The 17844-nt window shown below is 28.8% G+C and carries 16 protein-coding genes; 11 read left to right on the top strand and 5 right to left on the bottom strand.

Going from position 1 to position 17844, the window contains the following annotated elements; translation table 11 throughout:
- The first annotated feature begins 12 nt into the window (after positions 1-12).
- From dxs to K7H06_RS08510, 7 genes are all read left to right on the top strand, one after another.
- On the top strand, positions 13-1899 hold the full coding sequence (dxs, locus tag K7H06_RS08540) for a 1-deoxy-D-xylulose-5-phosphate synthase (protein ID WP_223039454.1): 1887 nt from the start codon (positions 13-15) through the stop codon (positions 1897-1899).
- An 11-nt stretch (positions 1900-1910) separates the two neighbouring features.
- Positions 1911-2726, top strand: coding sequence for a TlyA family RNA methyltransferase (locus tag K7H06_RS08535; RefSeq protein WP_223039453.1), 816 nt, complete (start codon positions 1911-1913; stop codon positions 2724-2726).
- Positions 2727-2866: 140 nt separating this feature from the next.
- Positions 2867-3316 (top strand): arginine repressor, encoded by a 450-nt coding sequence (locus K7H06_RS08530; RefSeq protein WP_223039452.1) that lies wholly within the window; start codon positions 2867-2869, stop codon positions 3314-3316.
- A gap of 15 nt (positions 3317-3331) precedes the next feature.
- Entirely contained in the window at positions 3332-5050 is a 1719-nt protein-coding gene (gene recN / locus K7H06_RS08525) for a DNA repair protein RecN (RefSeq protein WP_223039451.1), read from the top strand.
- Positions 5051-5274: 224 nt separating this feature from the next.
- Positions 5275-6585 carry a SpoIVB peptidase gene (spoIVB, locus tag K7H06_RS08520; RefSeq protein WP_246637662.1) on the top strand — a complete coding sequence of 437 codons (1311 nt, stop codon included), beginning with the start codon at positions 5275-5277 and terminating at the stop codon, positions 6583-6585.
- Between the two features lie 198 nt (positions 6586-6783).
- A complete protein-coding gene (gene spo0A, locus K7H06_RS08515; protein WP_223039450.1) occupies positions 6784-7590 on the top strand; it encodes a sporulation transcription factor Spo0A in 807 nt (268 codons plus the stop codon).
- A 158-nt stretch (positions 7591-7748) separates the two neighbouring features.
- Positions 7749-7913: a hypothetical protein gene (locus K7H06_RS08510; protein ID WP_223039449.1), complete on the top strand. Its 165-nt coding sequence runs from the start codon at positions 7749-7751 to the stop codon at positions 7911-7913.
- A 344-nt stretch (positions 7914-8257) separates the two neighbouring features.
- On the opposite strand, the gene K7H06_RS08505 is transcribed toward K7H06_RS08510, so the two are convergent.
- Positions 8258-8647: a hypothetical protein gene (locus K7H06_RS08505; protein ID WP_223039448.1), complete on the bottom strand. Its 390-nt coding sequence runs from the start codon at positions 8645-8647 to the stop codon at positions 8258-8260.
- A 328-nt stretch (positions 8648-8975) separates the two neighbouring features.
- Between K7H06_RS08505 and K7H06_RS08500 the strand changes: the two genes are divergently transcribed.
- On the top strand, positions 8976-9872 hold the full coding sequence (locus K7H06_RS08500; protein WP_223039447.1) for a tyrosine-type recombinase/integrase: 897 nt from the start codon (positions 8976-8978) through the stop codon (positions 9870-9872).
- Positions 9873-10375: 503 nt separating this feature from the next.
- Positions 10376-10921: a site-specific integrase gene (locus K7H06_RS08495; RefSeq protein ID WP_223039446.1), complete on the top strand. Its 546-nt coding sequence runs from the start codon at positions 10376-10378 to the stop codon at positions 10919-10921.
- A gap of 944 nt (positions 10922-11865) precedes the next feature.
- Here K7H06_RS08495 and K7H06_RS08490 read toward each other — a convergent pair.
- Together K7H06_RS08490 and K7H06_RS08485 are read right to left on the bottom strand one after the other, a co-directional pair.
- Positions 11866-12297 carry a DUF4231 domain-containing protein gene (locus tag K7H06_RS08490; protein ID WP_223039445.1) on the bottom strand — a complete coding sequence of 144 codons (432 nt, stop codon included), beginning with the start codon at positions 12295-12297 and terminating at the stop codon, positions 11866-11868.
- Between the two features lie 92 nt (positions 12298-12389).
- Complete coding sequence (locus tag K7H06_RS08485; RefSeq protein ID WP_223039444.1) at positions 12390-13769, bottom strand: glycosyl hydrolase family 18 protein; 1380 nt, start codon at positions 13767-13769, stop codon at positions 12390-12392.
- A 401-nt stretch (positions 13770-14170) separates the two neighbouring features.
- On the opposite strand from K7H06_RS08485, the gene K7H06_RS08480 reads away from it, so the two are divergent.
- Positions 14171-15316: a tyrosine-type recombinase/integrase gene (locus K7H06_RS08480; RefSeq protein ID WP_223039443.1), complete on the top strand. Its 1146-nt coding sequence runs from the start codon at positions 14171-14173 to the stop codon at positions 15314-15316.
- A gap of 77 nt (positions 15317-15393) precedes the next feature.
- On the opposite strand, the gene K7H06_RS08475 is transcribed toward K7H06_RS08480, so the two are convergent.
- Positions 15394-15705: a LysM peptidoglycan-binding domain-containing protein gene (locus K7H06_RS08475; protein WP_223039442.1), complete on the bottom strand. Its 312-nt coding sequence runs from the start codon at positions 15703-15705 to the stop codon at positions 15394-15396.
- A 147-nt stretch (positions 15706-15852) separates the two neighbouring features.
- Here K7H06_RS08475 and lexA point away from each other — a divergent pair, with 147 nt between their 5' ends.
- On the top strand, positions 15853-16467 hold the full coding sequence (lexA, locus tag K7H06_RS08470; RefSeq protein WP_223039441.1) for a transcriptional repressor LexA: 615 nt from the start codon (positions 15853-15855) through the stop codon (positions 16465-16467).
- A gap of 103 nt (positions 16468-16570) precedes the next feature.
- Here lexA and K7H06_RS08465 read toward each other — a convergent pair whose 3' ends face one another.
- Positions 16571-17722, bottom strand: coding sequence for an iron-containing alcohol dehydrogenase (locus K7H06_RS08465; RefSeq protein WP_223039440.1), 1152 nt, complete (start codon positions 17720-17722; stop codon positions 16571-16573).
- Positions 17723-17844: the final 122 nt, after the last annotated feature.

Below are 17844 nucleotides of genomic sequence, written 5' to 3'. Positions count from 1 at the left end.
CCAGAAAGAGAGATGAAATCCGTGAGAGATTTACTATCTAAAATAAAATCTCCTAAAGATTTAAAAAATGCAACGGATGAAGAATTAAAATATTTAGCAGATGACATACGAAAGTTTTTAATTGAAAGTGTCTCAAAGACAGGAGGACATTTGGCTTCAAATTTAGGAGTAGTTGAACTGAGTTTAGCCATACATAGTGTTTTTAATACCCCTAAAGATCGTATTGTATGGGATGTAGGACATCAAGCCTATGTACATAAAATCATAACAGGAAGACGCCATCTCTTTCCTACATTAAGAAAACATAAAGGACTAAGCGGTTTTCCTAAGAGATGTGAGAGTGAACATGATTGCTTTGAAACAGGTCACAGCAGTACCTCCATATCAGCAGGTCTTGGAATAGCAAAAGCTAGGGATTTAAAGGGTGAAAAATATTCCGTACTATCTATTATTGGAGATGGAGCTCTTACTGGAGGTATGGCTTTTGAAGCATTAAATCATGCCGGCCATACAAATGCAGATTTTATTGTTATATTAAATGATAATGAAATGAGTATATCTCAAAATGTTGGAGGTCTTTCTAAATACTTAAATCGTTTAAGGACAGATCCTAAGTATTTCAAAGTCAAAGGGGATGTTGAATCTCTACTCAATAAGATTCCGGCAGTTGGGAAAGCTATGTATAAAACAGCTGGAAAAGCAAAGGATAGCTTAAAATATTTTTTGGTTCCAGGAGTTATGTTTGAAGAGCTTGGATTTACATATTTAGGCCCTGTAAATGGACATGATATAAAGGAATTGAAAGTTGTTTTAAAAAGAGCCAAAAATATAAAAGGCCCTGTCTTTATTCATGTAATTACAAAAAAAGGTAAAGGCTATACTTATGCTGAAAAAAATCCAGATAAATTTCATGGAATAGGACCATTTTCTATTGAAAGTGGTCAAGTTATGAAAAAGAAGAATGCACGACCTGGTTATTCATCTGTATTTGGAAATGCATTGGTAAACTTAGCAAAAGAGGATTCTAGTCTCGTAGCTATTTCTGCAGCAATGCCTTCAGGAACAGGGCTAAATGAATTTGCAGCTACCTATCCAAGTCGTTTCTTTGATGTAGGCATTGCAGAACAACATGCTGTAACTTTTGCTGCTGGACTTGCTTCAAATGGATTAAAACCATTCTTTGCTGTATATTCAACATTTTTGCAAAGAGGTTATGATCAAGTGGTTCACGATGTTTGTTTACAAAATTTACCTGTTGTATTTTGTATAGATCGTAGCGGATTAGTGGGGAATGATGGTGAAACACATCATGGTGTATTCGATATTTCTTTTTTAATGCACATTCCAAATATACAAATTTTAGCTCCTAAAGATGGTGCTGAACTAGTAGAGATGCTAAAATACGCAGTATCTTTAAAAGGTCCTGTTGCTATTCGATATCCTAGAGGAGAAAGCGACGATTTTACTTCTATTAGCAACAACTATAATATTACAGATATGAAAGCAGAAGTTCTTACAAAAGGAAAAGATGTATGCTTTATTGCCTTTGGAAAAATGGTAAGAACAGCTTATGAAGCAACTAAAAGGTTACAAGAAGTAGGCATTCATTGTACAGTAATCAATGGACGATTTGCAAAGCCTCTAGATGAAGAAACAATTATTTCAGAATGTTTAAAATGCAAAAATATTGTTACACTAGAAGACAATGTGATAAAAGGTGGTTTTGGAAGTCAAGTTTTATCATTGATTCATAAAAATAAATTATATGATAAAAATATAAAAATACTAGGAATTCCAGATCAGTTCATTGAACATGGAAATACAGATGAGTTGATGAAAGTCTATCACCTTGATATAGAAGGGGTAATAGCACATGTAAAAGAAATGATTAATCGCTAGGAGAGATTTATATGGGAGAAAAGAATAGACTGGATATAATATTAGTGGAGAAAGGATTTTTTGACTCCCGAGAGAAAGCCAAAACAAGTATTATGGCAGGTATTGTTTTTGTAGACAATCAAAGAGTGGATAAAGCCGGCACAAAAGTAGATTCTGATGCAAAATTTGAAATCAAAGGAAAAGTCATGCCTTATGTAAGTCGTGGTGGACTAAAATTAGAAAAAGCCATGAACGAGTTTCACATTGATTTGAAAAACAAAAAAACCTTAGATATAGGTGCATCTACAGGTGGATTTACAGATTGTATGTTGATCAATGGTGCAACAAAAGTTTTTTCAATTGATGTGGGGTATGGCCAATTAGCTTGGAAATTAAGACAAGATGAAAGAGTAGTTGTAATGGAACGAACGAATATAAGATATGTTACAAAAGAAGATATTAATGATGAAATAGATTTTGCATCTATTGATGTCTCTTTCATATCTTTAAAACTTGTACTCCCTGTTGCCAAAAAATTGATTAAAGAAAATGGAGAAATCGTTGCTTTAATCAAACCTCAATTTGAAGCAGGTAGAGAGAAGGTTGGAAAAAAAGGGGTAGTAAGAGATATTAAAGTCCACAAAGAGGTTATTCATCAAATATTATCCTTTGCTTTAGATATGGGATTAACACTGAAAGGATTATCATTTTCTCCAATAAAAGGTCCTGAGGGAAATATAGAATATCTTGCTTATTTGGTTAATAAAGAAGCAGAGGATCAAATTGATCTAGAAAAAATCATTCAAGATATTGTTGCAAGTTCCCACGATTTATTAAATAAAAGATAACCGAAAGGTTATCTATTTATTTGAATAAAAATTAAGAGGATATTTTATAATTATGTAGAATAACTAATATGTTAATATGAATTATTGGGATAGGTTTTATACATATTTCATATGATAAATAAAAGAATAGGAGGCTAAGTATGAAATATGCAAGACATGCAAAAATATTAGAGATTATTGATAAGTATGAAGTTGAGACACAAGAAGAGCTAGCTGAAGCTCTAAAAAAAAATAATATTCATGTAACACAAGCAACGGTATCAAGAGATATAAAAGAACTGAGGCTTATAAAGGTTTTGGGTAAAAATGGAAGATATAAGTATGCTTCAATGAAACAGCATGAAAGCGCTATTTCTGACAGATTAGTTAAAATATTTAAGGATTCTATCTTATCCATAGATTATTCTGGCAATATTATTGTTTTAAAAACATTGATAGGAGCAGGACAAGCAGCTTGTGCAGCATTAGATGCATTGGACGTTCAAGATATTGTAGGGACAATTGCTGGAGATGATACCATATTCATTCTTGTAAGAGATGTAGAAAAAATAGAAGAAATCGTAAGCAAATTCAAAAAACTTATGAGGTAGTACGGGGGTATTTGAATGCTCTTAGAATTAATTATAACTAACTTTGCATTAATAGAAAATCTAAATATTCGTTTCGGTGGAGGTCTAAACATTCTCACAGGTGAAACGGGTGCAGGTAAATCAATTATTATTGATGCCGTAAATATGGCAATTGGCGAAAGAGCGGATAAAAGTTTCATTCGTACTGGTACTGATAAATCTGTTATTCAGATGATCTTTCGTTCACAAAATCAACATTTAATAAAAATACTAAATGAAAAAGGTATCGATTTATTTGATAATGATATCATTATCATTACGCGTGAGATTTATAACAGTGGTAGAAGTACATCTAGAATAAATGATCGAGTTGTTACGACTTCATTAGTGAAGGAAATTAGTAAATACTTAATTGATATACATGGTCAACATGCTCATCAATCACTATTATATCCTGAAAACCATATTGATATTTTAGATTCTTTTGATGAACAAAAAATCGTTGCTTTAAAGAAAAAAGTTGCTACTAAATATTATGAACTAAAGGAATTGAAAAATAAACTAGATGAACTTTGTGGAAATGAACTAGAAAGAGAACGAAAAAAAGATTTATTAAAATTTCAGCTTAATGAAATTGATGCATGTCAACTAAAGGTTGGAGAAGATACTGATTTATTATCCGAATATAATCTTCTTTCTAATAGTGAAAAAATCTTTACCATTATGTCAAGCTCTTATGAAAAAATATATAATGGTGATGGTAGATATCTATCTATTATAGATGGCATCGGAAATATTATTCATGAATTAGAAAATATTAAAGATTTTGATGATCATATCAAAAATATGTATAGTATGCTACAAGAATGCTCTTATACCTTTGAAGATGTATCTAGAGATATTAGGAATTATAGGGACAATATTGAATTTGATCCCCTTGTATTAGAACAAATTGAAAAACGATTAGATTTAATCAATGATTTAAAAAGAAAATATGGAAATTCCATAGATGAAATTTTGTCCTATAGGGAAAAAATTTATTTTGAATTAGAAGAACTTGAGAACAGTGAAACCATTGTAGTTGAAATAAGAAACAATATAGATAAAATAAAAATAGAATATATTGAATTGTCTACTCAACTCAGTTCTATTCGTAAAGAAATATCATCAACTTTAGAAAAAGAAATGATTCATGTATTAGAAGGTTTAAATATGAATAAAGTTATTTTCAAAGTGAATTTCGCAAATAATATAGATCAAGTAGATGAAAGTATATTCTCACCCAAAGGACTAGATAAAATTGAGTTTTTAATTTCTACAAACGCTGGACAACAGCCTAAATCAATTGCTAAAATTGCTTCTGGTGGAGAAATGTCAAGAATCATGCTGGCTTTTAAAACGATTTTAGCTCATTCTGATAATATTCCAACATTAATTTTTGATGAAATAGACACAGGGATTAGTGGACGTACAGCAAATATTGTAGGAGAAAAATTAGCAATAATATCTAGAAACCATCAAATTTTATGTATCACCCATTTACCTCAAATAGCATTAATGGCAGACCATCATTTCTATATTGAAAAAAATTCTCAAGATAATAATACTTTGACAAATGTTCAAAAATTATCAGAAGAAGATAGAATTATGGAATTAGGTAGATTATTAGGTGGTATAACATTAACAGACTTAACAATGGAGCATGCTAAAGAAATGATCAATTTAGGAAATCATTTTAAAAACAGTTTAAAATAATTACATATTTTGCTAAAAAAATAGGCTTTTATAGCCTATTTTTTATTTTGTAAAATTTACTATATCCTAGATAGCTTTGTATTCTTGTTTGTCTATTTCTATTACAAATTTTATCAAGAATAATAAGCTACAAAACAGGCTAAATTAAATATATAGCAAAATTATATTATTGTTTATGGAGGCGATTGAATGACTCAAAGGGGAAAATAGGAGTGTGATATTTATTGTCTAACTATAAAAATAAGTGTATTTTTTCACTCTTTTTTATTGTGATTTTATTTACAGCCTTTAATTCTTATAGTTTTTATGAAATCTTTAATTATCCAGAAGAAATAAAAATATTTGAAGATGAAAAACATACTTTAGATATTAAATTCCCTTTTAAATTTGATACACAAAAAATAGATAATAGTGTTTTACAATTATTACAAAACAATAAACATTCTGATACAAATACACTATATATCAATCCCTTAAAAATAGGTCAAACAAATATTCAAGTAAATTTATTAGGTTTTTTACCAATAAGAAAACTCCAAGTTGACGTTGTCCCCAAAATTAAAGTTATTCCTGGAGGTCAATCTGTTGGTGTAAGATTAAATACAAAAGGCGTTTTGGTAGTTGGTTTAGAAGAAATAAACGGAATTGATGGTAAGAAACATAATCCTTCACGAGAAGCAGGATTAACAATAGGTGATAGTATTATAGAAATAAATAGCTTAAAAATAAAAGATGCTGATCATGTTACAAGTATCATCAATCAAAATAAAAATACTGAAATTACTTTAAAAGTAAAACGCAGAGAAAAAATATTTAATGTTAAAATTAAGCCTGTAAAATCTATTGATGAAGGGGAATATAGAATAGGTTTATGGGTTAGGGATAAAACTGCTGGTGTAGGAACATTGACATTTTATCATCCAGATACCATGAGGTTTGGTGCTTTAGGACATGCTATAACTGATATTGATACAGGATTACTATTAACAGTAGATCATGGGCAAATTGTCAAATCAAAAGTTGCTTCTATCAAACAAGGAAAAAGAGGACACCCAGGAGAAATAAAAGGTATATTTTATGAAACAAGTAAACCTATGGGTAATTTAGAAAAAAATACTCATTTCGGTATATTTGGTAAAGCTTATGAACCCATTACAAATGATATCTACAAAAAACCTATAGAAATTAGTTATCAAAATCAGATTCATGAAGGCAAAGCAACAATTTTAACAACTATTGATAATAATAAAATAGAGGAATATGAAGTTTATATTGAAAAAGTAAATAGGCAACGTACACCAAATACAAAGAGTATGATTATAAAAGTAACAGATAAAAGACTCCTAAAAAAAAGTGGCGGAATTGTACAAGGAATGAGTGGTAGTCCTATCATTCAGGATGGAAAATTAATTGGAGCAGTTACACATGTTTTTGTGAATGATCCATCAAAAGGATATGGTCTATTCATTGAATGGATGATTAAAAAAGCAGAAATTGATATCTATAATAATAGTCAATTAGCCGACAAGTATTAATAACAAATTGTAAAAAAGAGTACTCTTATGAGTGCTCTTCTTCTATTTTTACGTTTCAAATAGTTTTTCAAAGAAAACTGTAAAAAAGTATACTAATCTTTTCCAAAGAAGAAGGAAATATCATGGATTTGTCGAATATGTCTAAGGGAAATAGAAATTCATACAATCATATGCAAAAATTTTTAGGGGGGTAACTAAGTGAAAAATATTAGAGTGTTAATTGCAGATGACAATAAAGATTTTTGTGACATTTTAAGTGAATATTTAGGGAAACAGGAAGACTTAGAGATTGTTGGTGTTGCAAAGGATGGTTTAGAGGCCATAGATTTAGTTTCAGAGGAATTACCTGATGTCTTGGTTTTAGATATTATCATGCCTCATCTTGATGGCTTAGGCGTATTAGAAAGATTAGCATCTATGAATTTGAAGAAGTTTCCTAAAATTATTGTTCTATCCGCTGTTGGACAAGATAAAATTACACAAAGAGCTATTGCACTAGGCGCAGATTATTATGTTGTAAAACCTTTTGACTTTGAAATTTTTATTAAACGTATTAGACAGCTTATGGGGAACGTAAAGTTTATTCCTGAAAAGAAAAGTGAGTATAGAGATTTACTTATAAATCCATCTACAAGTTCTGGAAAACAAACACAAAGTCTAGAAGCTGAGATTACGAACATCATCCATGAAATTGGTGTACCAGCACATATTAAAGGATACTTATATCTAAGAGAAGCCATCTCTATGGTTGTTGAAAATATAGAAATGTTAAGTGCTGTAACAAAAGAATTATATCCATCTATAGCTAAAAAATTCAATACTACTCCAAGTAGAGTAGAAAGAGCTATTAGACATGCTATAGAGGTAGCATGGAGTAGAGGTAAGGTAGATACAATCAATAATTTATTTGGATACACAGTACATAATGATAAAGGTAAACCTACAAATAGTGAATTTATCGCAATGGTTGCTGATAAATTAAGAATAGAAAGAACTGCTGTTTAATAGCAACACAATAAACTATTTTTCCTACATATGTTTAAGAAATTCTCTCATTTAGTTATATAGAACTAAATTGAGGGAATTTTTCATATGTAATTTCAACTTATGTTGTATATATCTTACAATAATTCATAAAATTATAATTTTAGGATGTGATTATTTTGGCAGATAAGAAAAAACAAAAAATATATAATCAAACATGGTGTGAGATCAAGCAAGACTATCATAAAGAGTACAATGCAAATGACGTGAAAAATAAAAAAAAATTAAAAGAATGGATGAAAGAAATTAAAAAGCACAAAATACTACAAGAAAGAGACCAATAATTATGAAAAGAATATTTAAGGCTTTAGAAAAATCAAACTATCAAAAATCCCATCTAACGCATTTCTATTTAAAAATGTTCAACTAATGTCTATCTCGAACATACGTTCTTAGCTTCTTCAAATGGCACTTTTTAATTCAAATTTATTGTCATAAGTATATTATTGTAAACTTATATGCATAATCTTGTATTCAAAGCTTTCATAAATAAAATAAGAAAACATATAGAGCAATGCTAATGAGCCTGTAATAAATACCAGTAAAATTTACTAACCCTATGAACAATGTCACCTTCTCCATAGGGCTAGTATTACATAAATTATTTATTTGAATATCTATGTATCTTTTATTTTTCTTGTTGCTGTAGATTTTCGTATGCTTCTTGTAATCGATTTTTCTCTCTTATTAATTGATTGATTATTTCATCTTGTTCTACATACTGAAATGTACTGTAAAATCTATAATGCTTAAAAATAACATCTAGAAGATCCTTTGCTTGTTCTTCAGTAATCTCTTTTAATTTATATTCTACAGATTTTATCATTTCTATATTTTCTTTCTCGTTTTCTTCTGCCACAGTTAACGCATCAAAAATATACTTTTTTGACGATGCAATAGCTTTACTATTGTCTAAACCACCTATAGATATCATGTCTACTAATAATTCAAACTCGTCAATTGTAAGAATAGCAACTTCCTGATTCATGCTATCTGCAACTCTGATTAATTTACTCATTAACATTCCTCCTAAAATTTAAATTCTATCAAATATTATTTCTGGTGTACTTATATAATATCTGCATATACTAGTATATTTATTTTAGGAGTAATTTTCAACTATTTTGGCTTTTAATGTCTAAAATACAACAAATAAGGTCATCATGTAAAATATAAAAGTCAATTTGGTAGCGATTGTATAAAAAATATTTTATACTAGTAATAGAGAGTTTTAAGACAAAAAACATAGAAAAAATGTCTAAAAAGGAAAGGATTATAATTGAATAAAAATTACTCGTAAAAATTATGCAACTAATTAGTAATATCAAGTAAAGGGGTTTTTAAGTATGCAAACAAACAAAGAAATTATAAACTCATTTGTATCAAGACTAGAAAAAGAAAAATCTAGAAAGGATTATAAAAGAGACTTACAGCATTTTGTTGAATTTATCGAAAAGAATTTTCTTCAAGCAACCCTTGAAGATTGTGAAAAATATATAACAGATATTAAGCTAAAGGTTTCAGAAAAAAAGCTAGCCATAACAACTGCAGAAAAATTATATAGTCAACTCTACAGCTTCTTTAATTATTTAGAAGAAAATGAACATATTCCATATAATCATTTTAAAAATATTTCCAAACCAACAGCATCAAGAAATATATCCAAAGAAAAAATTATAATGTGGGAAGACTTAGATAAACTTATTTCTATACTAAAAACATTTAATCAGAGAGATTACGCTATTTTAATGTTGATTTTTACGTCAGGGCTTACTCTTAATGAAGCTGTAAATCTTAAATGGAATCAATTTGTTATTGACGATACAGGTAATATTGGTATTGTTTTTATAACCAAACGTGGAAAAAGATATACTAAAGTTCATAAAGACACTTGGAATCTACTACAAAAATATCGAAATAGCTTAGCAGATTTAATTACACAGGATAGCAATGTCTTTTTAAATAATAGAGGCAATAAAATAACAGGACGCTGGGTAAGGATGGTACTCAAAAAAGCATGCATAGAGGCAGAATTAGACCATGAATATACCCCAAGAGATCTAAGACATACATTAGCAGCACATACACTAAAAAGAGGAGCTTCTTCAAGGCAAGTAAAGCAACAATTAGGGTGGAGCAACGAAAACCTTGCCCAAAGATATTTATACACCATTCAGCAATTAGATGATAACGCTATTGATTATTTGAATTTTAATTTAAAGAAGGATGATAGTTCAAAATAATTTTACTAGAAAATAATAAGCCTTAATGAACGAAATCGGTATACATAATATTTTTATTGACTTCTTGTACCTATGCCATTAGAAGTCAATAATATAAAAATGTTCTTTCTGGTGACAGAGAAGCAATATTAAAAATAATATGAAACCCTATACAATATATTTTGGAAAAATCCTTATCTATAATTATATATAGATGAGGATTTTTTTCGACACGCATATTTCGATTTTAAGAGACTTTTTTATATAGTAGGTAGTTTAGTATTAAAAAAAGCTTATGCGTCCTTTAAAATCAATTGTCGAAACACCTTGTGAAAAACTTAAGGTTTTCATTACTGTATGTAACAAAAGTATAATTGTGTTTCATTCGTGAAACTGCTATAAATGTTGATAAATCAACACATTGTAAAAGTATAAAAATGTTAAAGTTACTTATTGTATTGTGTTGTAACTTTAAATGTAATATAATATTCATGTAGAATATAGTAGGTAAAGGGGGTAAAAAAGTGAATATTGTTCAGCCCATAAGAGATAAAAATAAGATAGAAGACATGAAAAGTGAACTATTAAAATCAGGATATAAAAACTATCTACTTTTTGTCGCAGGAATTAATACGGGATTAAGGATCAGTGACTTATTAAAACTAAAGGTATCAGATGTAAGAGATAGAACACATATCCTCATTCAAGAAAAAAAGACTGGAAAAGAGAAACGATTCTTAATCAACAACCAATTAAGAAAAGACTTTGAAATGTACATAAAGAATATGAGCAGGGAAGAGTATTTGTTTCAAAGCAGAAAAGGAAAAAATCAACCTATTTCAAGAGTACAAGCCTATAGGATATTAAACAATGCTGCTACTATAATTGGCATTAGCGAAGTAGGAACCCACACATTAAGAAAAACTTTTGGGTATTGGCATTATCAGATATATAAAGATGTAGCCATCCTACAGGATATTTTTAATCATTCAGCTCCTAGTGTTACTTTACGGTATATAGGTATCAATCAAGATATCAAAGATAAGACAATAGAGGACTTTTATTTATAATAGATTATGGTTGCAATAAAAACTTTATGTAAACATTCTTAAAGCACCCTTGATTTTTGAAACGAAAGAGGGTGTTTTATTTGTAATATTTTAAATTTTGACAACTTTTCTAATTTTGTATCAACTATAGACATTATATTCCACAACTTCAATTAATAGGTATTATCAACTGAGCAATCGAAAAATGTAGTCGTTTATACAAAATTTATATTATTGTATGAATATATAGTGAATTTTGCCTTTTATATGAAATACTCTGCATATTTTTCATAAAATCTTTAAATAAAGGTATAAAAAATGCCCTTATACGCTTCCAAGAACATTCGTTCGTAAAAGGTTGATTTTCTTTTTCTCATAAAATCTATTGTTAAAAGATTATTGATAAAGTATTTACTGTATGACGATTTAATTGAAATATATTATCATTTAAAGAAGAGGTATTTAAACGCTAAAGGATCAAATATACATGATTGTGAATATATTTAACTATAATTGAATTTAATACTATTATCCCAATTAGCTGCTTAAAACCTTATTTATCGCATTATGTATAGTATATATAGATTATACATAACTAAAATTACAATATTTTAAATATTAATATAGTTGGGAAAAGGAGTATAAAAAGATATAAGAAAGAGGTGTTTTTAAAGAATTTAACTATTCTTTAAATGTATATTTAGGGAATAGTTGGTTAAATTTAAAAATATTCCTTATTTTTTAGCTCTACTACTGTCTATTGATACCCATCTATGTATACTTTTGACTTATAAATACATTTAATAATAATCCTTTAAATTTATATTCTAATAATTCGATACAAAATATGTGTACTTTAGGATAATATATTCATCCTTAATTAATATATTAATTTAAAATAAAAAAAGAAGCATAAACTTGTTGTTTCCACAAATTTATACTTCCATTTTCATTTAATCACATGCTTAAATTTCACTTTTTTTACAAATAATGTCCTCGATATTAGATATAAATATTTTTTCTCTATTTTTATCATCATAATTGCCGCATTCACAATTAAATAACATACATTCTTTTTTTAGAATCTTCACATTACTTCTATACCTAAACCATATATCTTTAATATTTAATAAAGTTATTATACTAGCTATAACACTTGCAACAGCAGAACTAATAGAGACAAATAGTATTGATTTTCCCCAATGTAGATGATGTACTATAGGAATACCTGCGTTAATAACAATTATTACTATACTCAATGTGTAATATGCATATTTATAATAAGTCGCTTTTTTTATATAGCAATTTAATAGATTTTCTACCCTATTTCTAATAATTTCATTATCTATAGATTTTGTCAAATGATCTAATGATAATAACTCTTCTTTTAAGCTCATATTCCCATCCCCTAATTCCCAAAATAAACTTTTAATCAAATCTTACTTACTCTATTTAAGCTTATCTTTTGAAATATGAAAATTATGTAATGTTATTCATTACTTACAATAACCGTTCTACTTTCTTCATGCCACTGAATATTATACTCAAACCCTTCAAATACATATTTTAAAGGTATATAGGTTCTACCATTCTTTATAAAAGCTTTTGTATCCATTTTTAATATCTTATCATTTACTTTAACGTAATCTTGATTCATAGGGATTTCAATGGTTATATTCTCTTTTGTAGCTCTTACAATCTGATTTTTTTCATCAAAAGATACTTTAGCACCTATCATTTCAAGAGACTTTCTTACAGGCATTAATGTCCTCTTGTTTTCATCTATAAAAGGCATTCCCATATTTTCATCTTTCTTAAAGACCAGTTCATGTCCATTCACAACACAATAAACTTTTTTGTTAAACTCAACCTGCGACATAGATGTTACTTCATCTACAGTATCATTTATAGCTTTCAAAAGACTCAAATCATCAGTAGTATCCTCATTCATATCAAAAGTCATTACCCCAGATGCATTTTTAAGAGCAAGTCTAGTTTTTTCTTTTATGGTATTGATCCCATTATAATAAGAATCAAGTTTTTCTCCTTTTACATGATCTTTATAAGCATTTTCTCTATCTTCTGCTACAAGATCTCTATATTGTTTCCAACTAGGTCTTGCATAAAAAGGAACCCCTATTACAATTTTTTCTTTTGGTACTCCTCTGTTAATCCAATAGCCTATAGAGTTTTTAGCAAACCAAAATGGACTATGCTGCTCATTATTCATGTCATAAGCCATTACACTAATCCAATCAAAAGCTTTTAAACAATTCTCTGTTACAGCTTTTGATACAGCTGGACCTTCTGTTTCTGACCAAGCACCATTAAGTGCTGCAGTTAAGTATTTCCCTTTTGTTTTTAGTTCTTTACTTAAACCTAATACTAATTTTTCATAATTTTGAGAGGACACCCCTACATCTGGATATTCCCAATCAATTTCTACGCCATCAAGATTATATTCATCTACAAACTTCATTACATTCTCTATAAACTTTTTTCTAGCTTCGTCAGAGGCTGCCATTTTTTCAAATGTAGCATCTAAAGGAACGTTTTGATAGGACCATCCTCCAATAGCTATTAAAACTTTAACCTGATTTTTATGCCCCTTCTCTACTAATTCTCTTAACTTTTCTGGTTTCTCAATACCTATTAAAGAACCTTCTTCTCCTGGAATTAAAAAGGCATATATGATGTGTGTGAGTTTATCAAATTGAACATTCTTATCGATAGGGTCTTTAAAGATTTCAGAATAATATCCTACCACTTTAAATTCTTTAGTATTTTCACTAAATCCATAACTTGAATTTAACATTAAAATACATGCACATACTAGCATCCATGAAAATATTTTTTTAAGTCTGATCATTTTAAGTCACCTCTAATTTCAATTAGTATACTAATTCATAATCCTTAATCATTCATATTCCTAAAACCATATATAATCTTTTTAATCTTTAATCCTCCAAAATTTATTTTTTAAAAAATCATCTTATCACACCTTCCAAATATAAAATCTTTTACTGTGTAGATTTATAGGACACTTCTTTTATTATATGCTAAATATGCAAAATGGTAAATACAGTAAAACAGCAACTATTCACAGTCAAATATTTGTAATAATTTTTAATTTTATTGGTTAAATAAAACCATCTCAAATATCATAATCATTGATTTAATTTTATTCTATATGCTAAAATTAGCATATAGCTTTATTGATACATGTCTATTCTTTCATAGACATAAATTTTTATATTAGGGGTGTTTCTCATGGATAAAAAAATTATCAAAGTACATAATAAATCAGACCGACCTGATAATATCGTACAAAAAGAAAATGAAACCATAGAAAAATGTCTAGAGATAGAAAATTCTTTGCCACTTTTTATGCAAGATTTTTTTATTTATCTTAAAAACGGTGTAGCTTTATCAACAAGATATGCGTATCTTCAAGATATACTTTTCTTCTGTAAATACCTAGTATCAGAAACAAATATTACAAAAGCTTTAAATATAAAAGATATAACAATTGAAGAATTCAATAAGATAAAAGCAAGAGATATCAATCGATTTTTAGGTGACTTTTGTACAAGATATACAGTTAATGGAAATGATACGGTAATTATTATGGAAAATCATAATCGTGCCTTAGCAAGAAAAAAATCTACATTAACTGTATTATTTAAATTCTTATTTAGAGATGAATTAATTAAAGAAAATATTATAGATGGGTTTAATCCTATACGACTTCCAAAACCACAACCAGATGCCATAAAAAAACTTGAAATTGACGAAGTAGCAAAAATGTTAGATGTAGTTGAATCAGGAAATGGTCTAACAGCAAAAGAACTTACATATTGGGAAAAAACAAAATTAAGAGATAAAGCAATTTTAGTCCTATTTGTTACCTATGGTTTAAGATTGAAAGAGCTCCAGCAGCTTAATATTTCATCTTTTAATTTTAGTCGGGGAGATTTTAAAATTTATAGAAAAAGAGGTAAAGAAGTAAATATGCCTTTAAATAATTCTGTAGAAAAAGTTATTTTAGATTATATTCAATCAGAAAGAGTTCCTGATGATGTCTTGTTAGAAAAACATAAAGATGCTTTATTTTTATCTTTACAAAAAACAAGAATAACAGAAAAAGCTATTAGGCAGCTAGTTAAAAAATATTCTTCTCTTGCCTTAGGCACTACAAAAGAAAATGGATATAGTCCCCATAAGTTAAGAGCAACGGCTGCTACTTCTCTTATTCAAAATGGTTTTTCCATTTATGATGTTCAAAACCTACTTGATCATGATAATGTAACAACAACTCAATTATATGCTGCACATAAGAAAAATGTAAAAAGAGAAATTGTACATAGATTTGAATGGCTTGATGAATTTGATAAAAAAAGTAGTCCTGATAAATAGGGACTACTTTTTTTATCAAATCTATATTAAAAAACAAAGAATTATTTCATACAAATCTATACTACTCGGAATTATCATTATTGATCTGCATCTATGGGAATTTTAATAATCTGACCAGGATAAAGGTCTAAAGAATCTAACTCATTAATAATGCTTATTTCATAAATCGTCTTCCGAATATCTTTTTCCTTTGGTGTAAATTTCTTTGCTAATTCCCATAGGGTATCTCCATATTTAATATGTATTTTTACACACTTTAATTCATTTGTTCCTTCAGCTATATTTATTTTGAAAATAGTGCTATAACAACAGTATGAAACTAATAAAATTATTACCAAAGAGTACACAAATCGAAATTTATTTACTATCCGTAACTGTTTCATTTGCATTTCCTCCGCCTCCCAAACGTATGTTCTAGAAATATTTTATCAGAACATACGTTCTTTGTAAATACCTTTTATCAAAAAACGAACAGACGTTTGATATAGGAATGATTGTATGCTATAATTAAGTAAAAACATTGTGAGGTGTTTCTCATGTCATACAATCTTTCAAAACAACAAGAAAAAATTCTTAATTATATAAAGAATGAAGTTGAAACAAAGGGGTATCCCCCTTCGGTTCGAGAAATATGTGCAGCTGTTGGTTTAAAGTCTACTTCTACCGTTCATGGCCATTTAGCAAAGCTTGAGAAGAATGGTTATATCAGACGTGATCCAACAAAGCCTAGAGCCATAGAAATATTAGAAACTGACGCAAACACGATTCCTAAAAAAGAAGTTGTCCAGGTTCCTATTGTAGGAAAAGTCACTGCTGGTCAACCAATTTTGGCAGTTGAAAATATTGAAGATACTTTCCCTGTACCACAGGATTTCATGGATAACGATAAACATTTTATGTTAACCATCAAAGGAACTAGTATGATCAATGCAGGTATATTGGATGGAGATTATGTTCTTGTTAAACAACAACAAATTGCTCGTAACGGTGATATTGTAGTAGCAATGCTTGAAGATGAAGCAACTGTAAAGAAATTTTATAAAGAAAAGGACTATATTAGATTACAACCTGAGAATCCTTCTATGGACCCTATTATTGCAAAGGATGTTCGCATTTTAGGTTTGGTAAAAGGAGTTTTTAGGAAATTATAAAAAAGGTGTAAGCACCTTTTTTTACTTTTTTGTACATAAAAAAGCATCTACACTTGTAGACACTTTTTATCAAAGATATTTAAATATATTTGTTTAATTAATCTTAAAGATCTTCTCCATAAAATGCAGATTTATAGATCATCGCTACATCTTCTGGACTACTATTTCTTGGATTTGTAAGGGTACAAGGATCTTCAAATGCATTCTTTGACATACGCTCTAATACTTCTAAGAATTTTTCTTCAGAAATTTCTACTTCCTTAACATCTTTTAATGTTAATGGAATATTTAATTTCGTATTTAATTCTTTAATAGCTGTTGGAAGATCTTCTATTCCTAATTTCTTTTCAATTTCGTCTACTTTATCTGTTGCTTTACGATTATATTGAACAATATAAGGCATTAAAATCGCATTTGTTAATCCATGAGTAATACCAAATTCTCCACCAATCTTATGGGCTAGACTATGTACCAATCCTAATGAAGCATTTGTAAATGCCATTCCTGCTAATGTAGAAGCATTATGCATATCTTTTCTCGCTTCTATATCATTCCCATTGCTATAAGCAATTGGTAACTTATCAAATACTAATGTAATCGCTTCCATAGCTAACGGATTAGTAAAGCTTGTAGCAGAAGTAGAAACATAAGCCTCTATAGCATGTGCTAACACATCCATTCCAGTATTTGCCGTAATATGAGGTGGCATCTTTGAAGGAAGTTTTGGGTCTAAAATAGCAACGTCTGGTGTAATTTCATAAGATACAATTGGATATTTAATATGTTTTTTTGTATCTGTAATAACTGAGAATGCAGTGATTTCTGAAGCTGTACCACTAGTAGATGGTATTGCAACAAATTTTGCTTTATTTCTAAGTCTTAGAAGAGATCCAGGCTCAATAATATCTTCAAATTTTAGCTCAGGATGCTCATAAAAAGCCCACATAATTTTTGCAGCATCTAATGCAGACCCCCCACCTATAGAAACAACCCAATCTGGCTCAAAGTCAAGCATTGCCTTTGCACCCTTTTCAACGGTTTCTACAGAAGGATTTGGTTCTACTCCATCAAATATAGTTACTTCCATACCTGCTTTTTCTAATTGTTTTTTAGCTTCATCCAAAAACCCATGCTTTTTCATGGAACTTCCACCTGTTACTAAAATTGCTTTTTTTCCTTCTAATGTAGATAAGTAAGCTAATGTACCCTCTCCAAAAACAATATCTTTTGGTACACGAAACCATTTTAAATCCATGCACATTCCTCCTATTTTTTCATCATTGTTAAATTTTTGTTAATCTTATTGTACCAACATTTAGTATGTATGTAAATCATTTTTCGAGTTTTTTTCTGTATTTTTTTACTAATCCCTTTATT

Origin of the sequence: Crassaminicella profunda, assembly GCF_019884785.1 — a bacterium.
In the GTDB taxonomy this organism is placed as follows: Bacteria; Bacillota; Clostridia; order Peptostreptococcales; family Thermotaleaceae; genus Crassaminicella; species Crassaminicella profunda.
This window is presented reverse-complemented; position numbering and strand designations above follow the sequence as displayed.

Coding starts and splice junctions, on each gene's coding strand:
- dxs (WP_223039454.1), top strand. CDS start 13: ATGAAATCCGTGAGAGATTTACTATCTAAAATAAAATCTCCTAAAGAT.
- K7H06_RS08535 (WP_223039453.1), top strand. CDS start 1,911: ATGGGAGAAAAGAATAGACTGGATATAATATTAGTGGAGAAAGGATTT.
- K7H06_RS08530 (WP_223039452.1), top strand. CDS start 2,867: ATGAAATATGCAAGACATGCAAAAATATTAGAGATTATTGATAAGTAT.
- recN (WP_223039451.1), top strand. CDS start 3,332: ATGCTCTTAGAATTAATTATAACTAACTTTGCATTAATAGAAAATCTA.
- K7H06_RS08505 (WP_223039448.1), bottom strand. CDS start 8,647: ATGAGTAAATTAATCAGAGTTGCAGATAGCATGAATCAGGAAGTTGCT.
- K7H06_RS08500 (WP_223039447.1), top strand. CDS start 8,976: ATGCAAACAAACAAAGAAATTATAAACTCATTTGTATCAAGACTAGAA.
- K7H06_RS08490 (WP_223039445.1), bottom strand. CDS start 12,297: ATGAGCTTAAAAGAAGAGTTATTATCATTAGATCATTTGACAAAATCT.
- K7H06_RS08485 (WP_223039444.1), bottom strand. CDS start 13,769: ATGATCAGACTTAAAAAAATATTTTCATGGATGCTAGTATGTGCATGT.
- K7H06_RS08480 (WP_223039443.1), top strand. CDS start 14,171: ATGGATAAAAAAATTATCAAAGTACATAATAAATCAGACCGACCTGAT.
- K7H06_RS08475 (WP_223039442.1), bottom strand. CDS start 15,705: ATGCAAATGAAACAGTTACGGATAGTAAATAAATTTCGATTTGTGTAC.
- lexA (WP_223039441.1), top strand. CDS start 15,853: ATGTCATACAATCTTTCAAAACAACAAGAAAAAATTCTTAATTATATA.
- K7H06_RS08465 (WP_223039440.1), bottom strand. CDS start 17,722: ATGGATTTAAAATGGTTTCGTGTACCAAAAGATATTGTTTTTGGAGAG.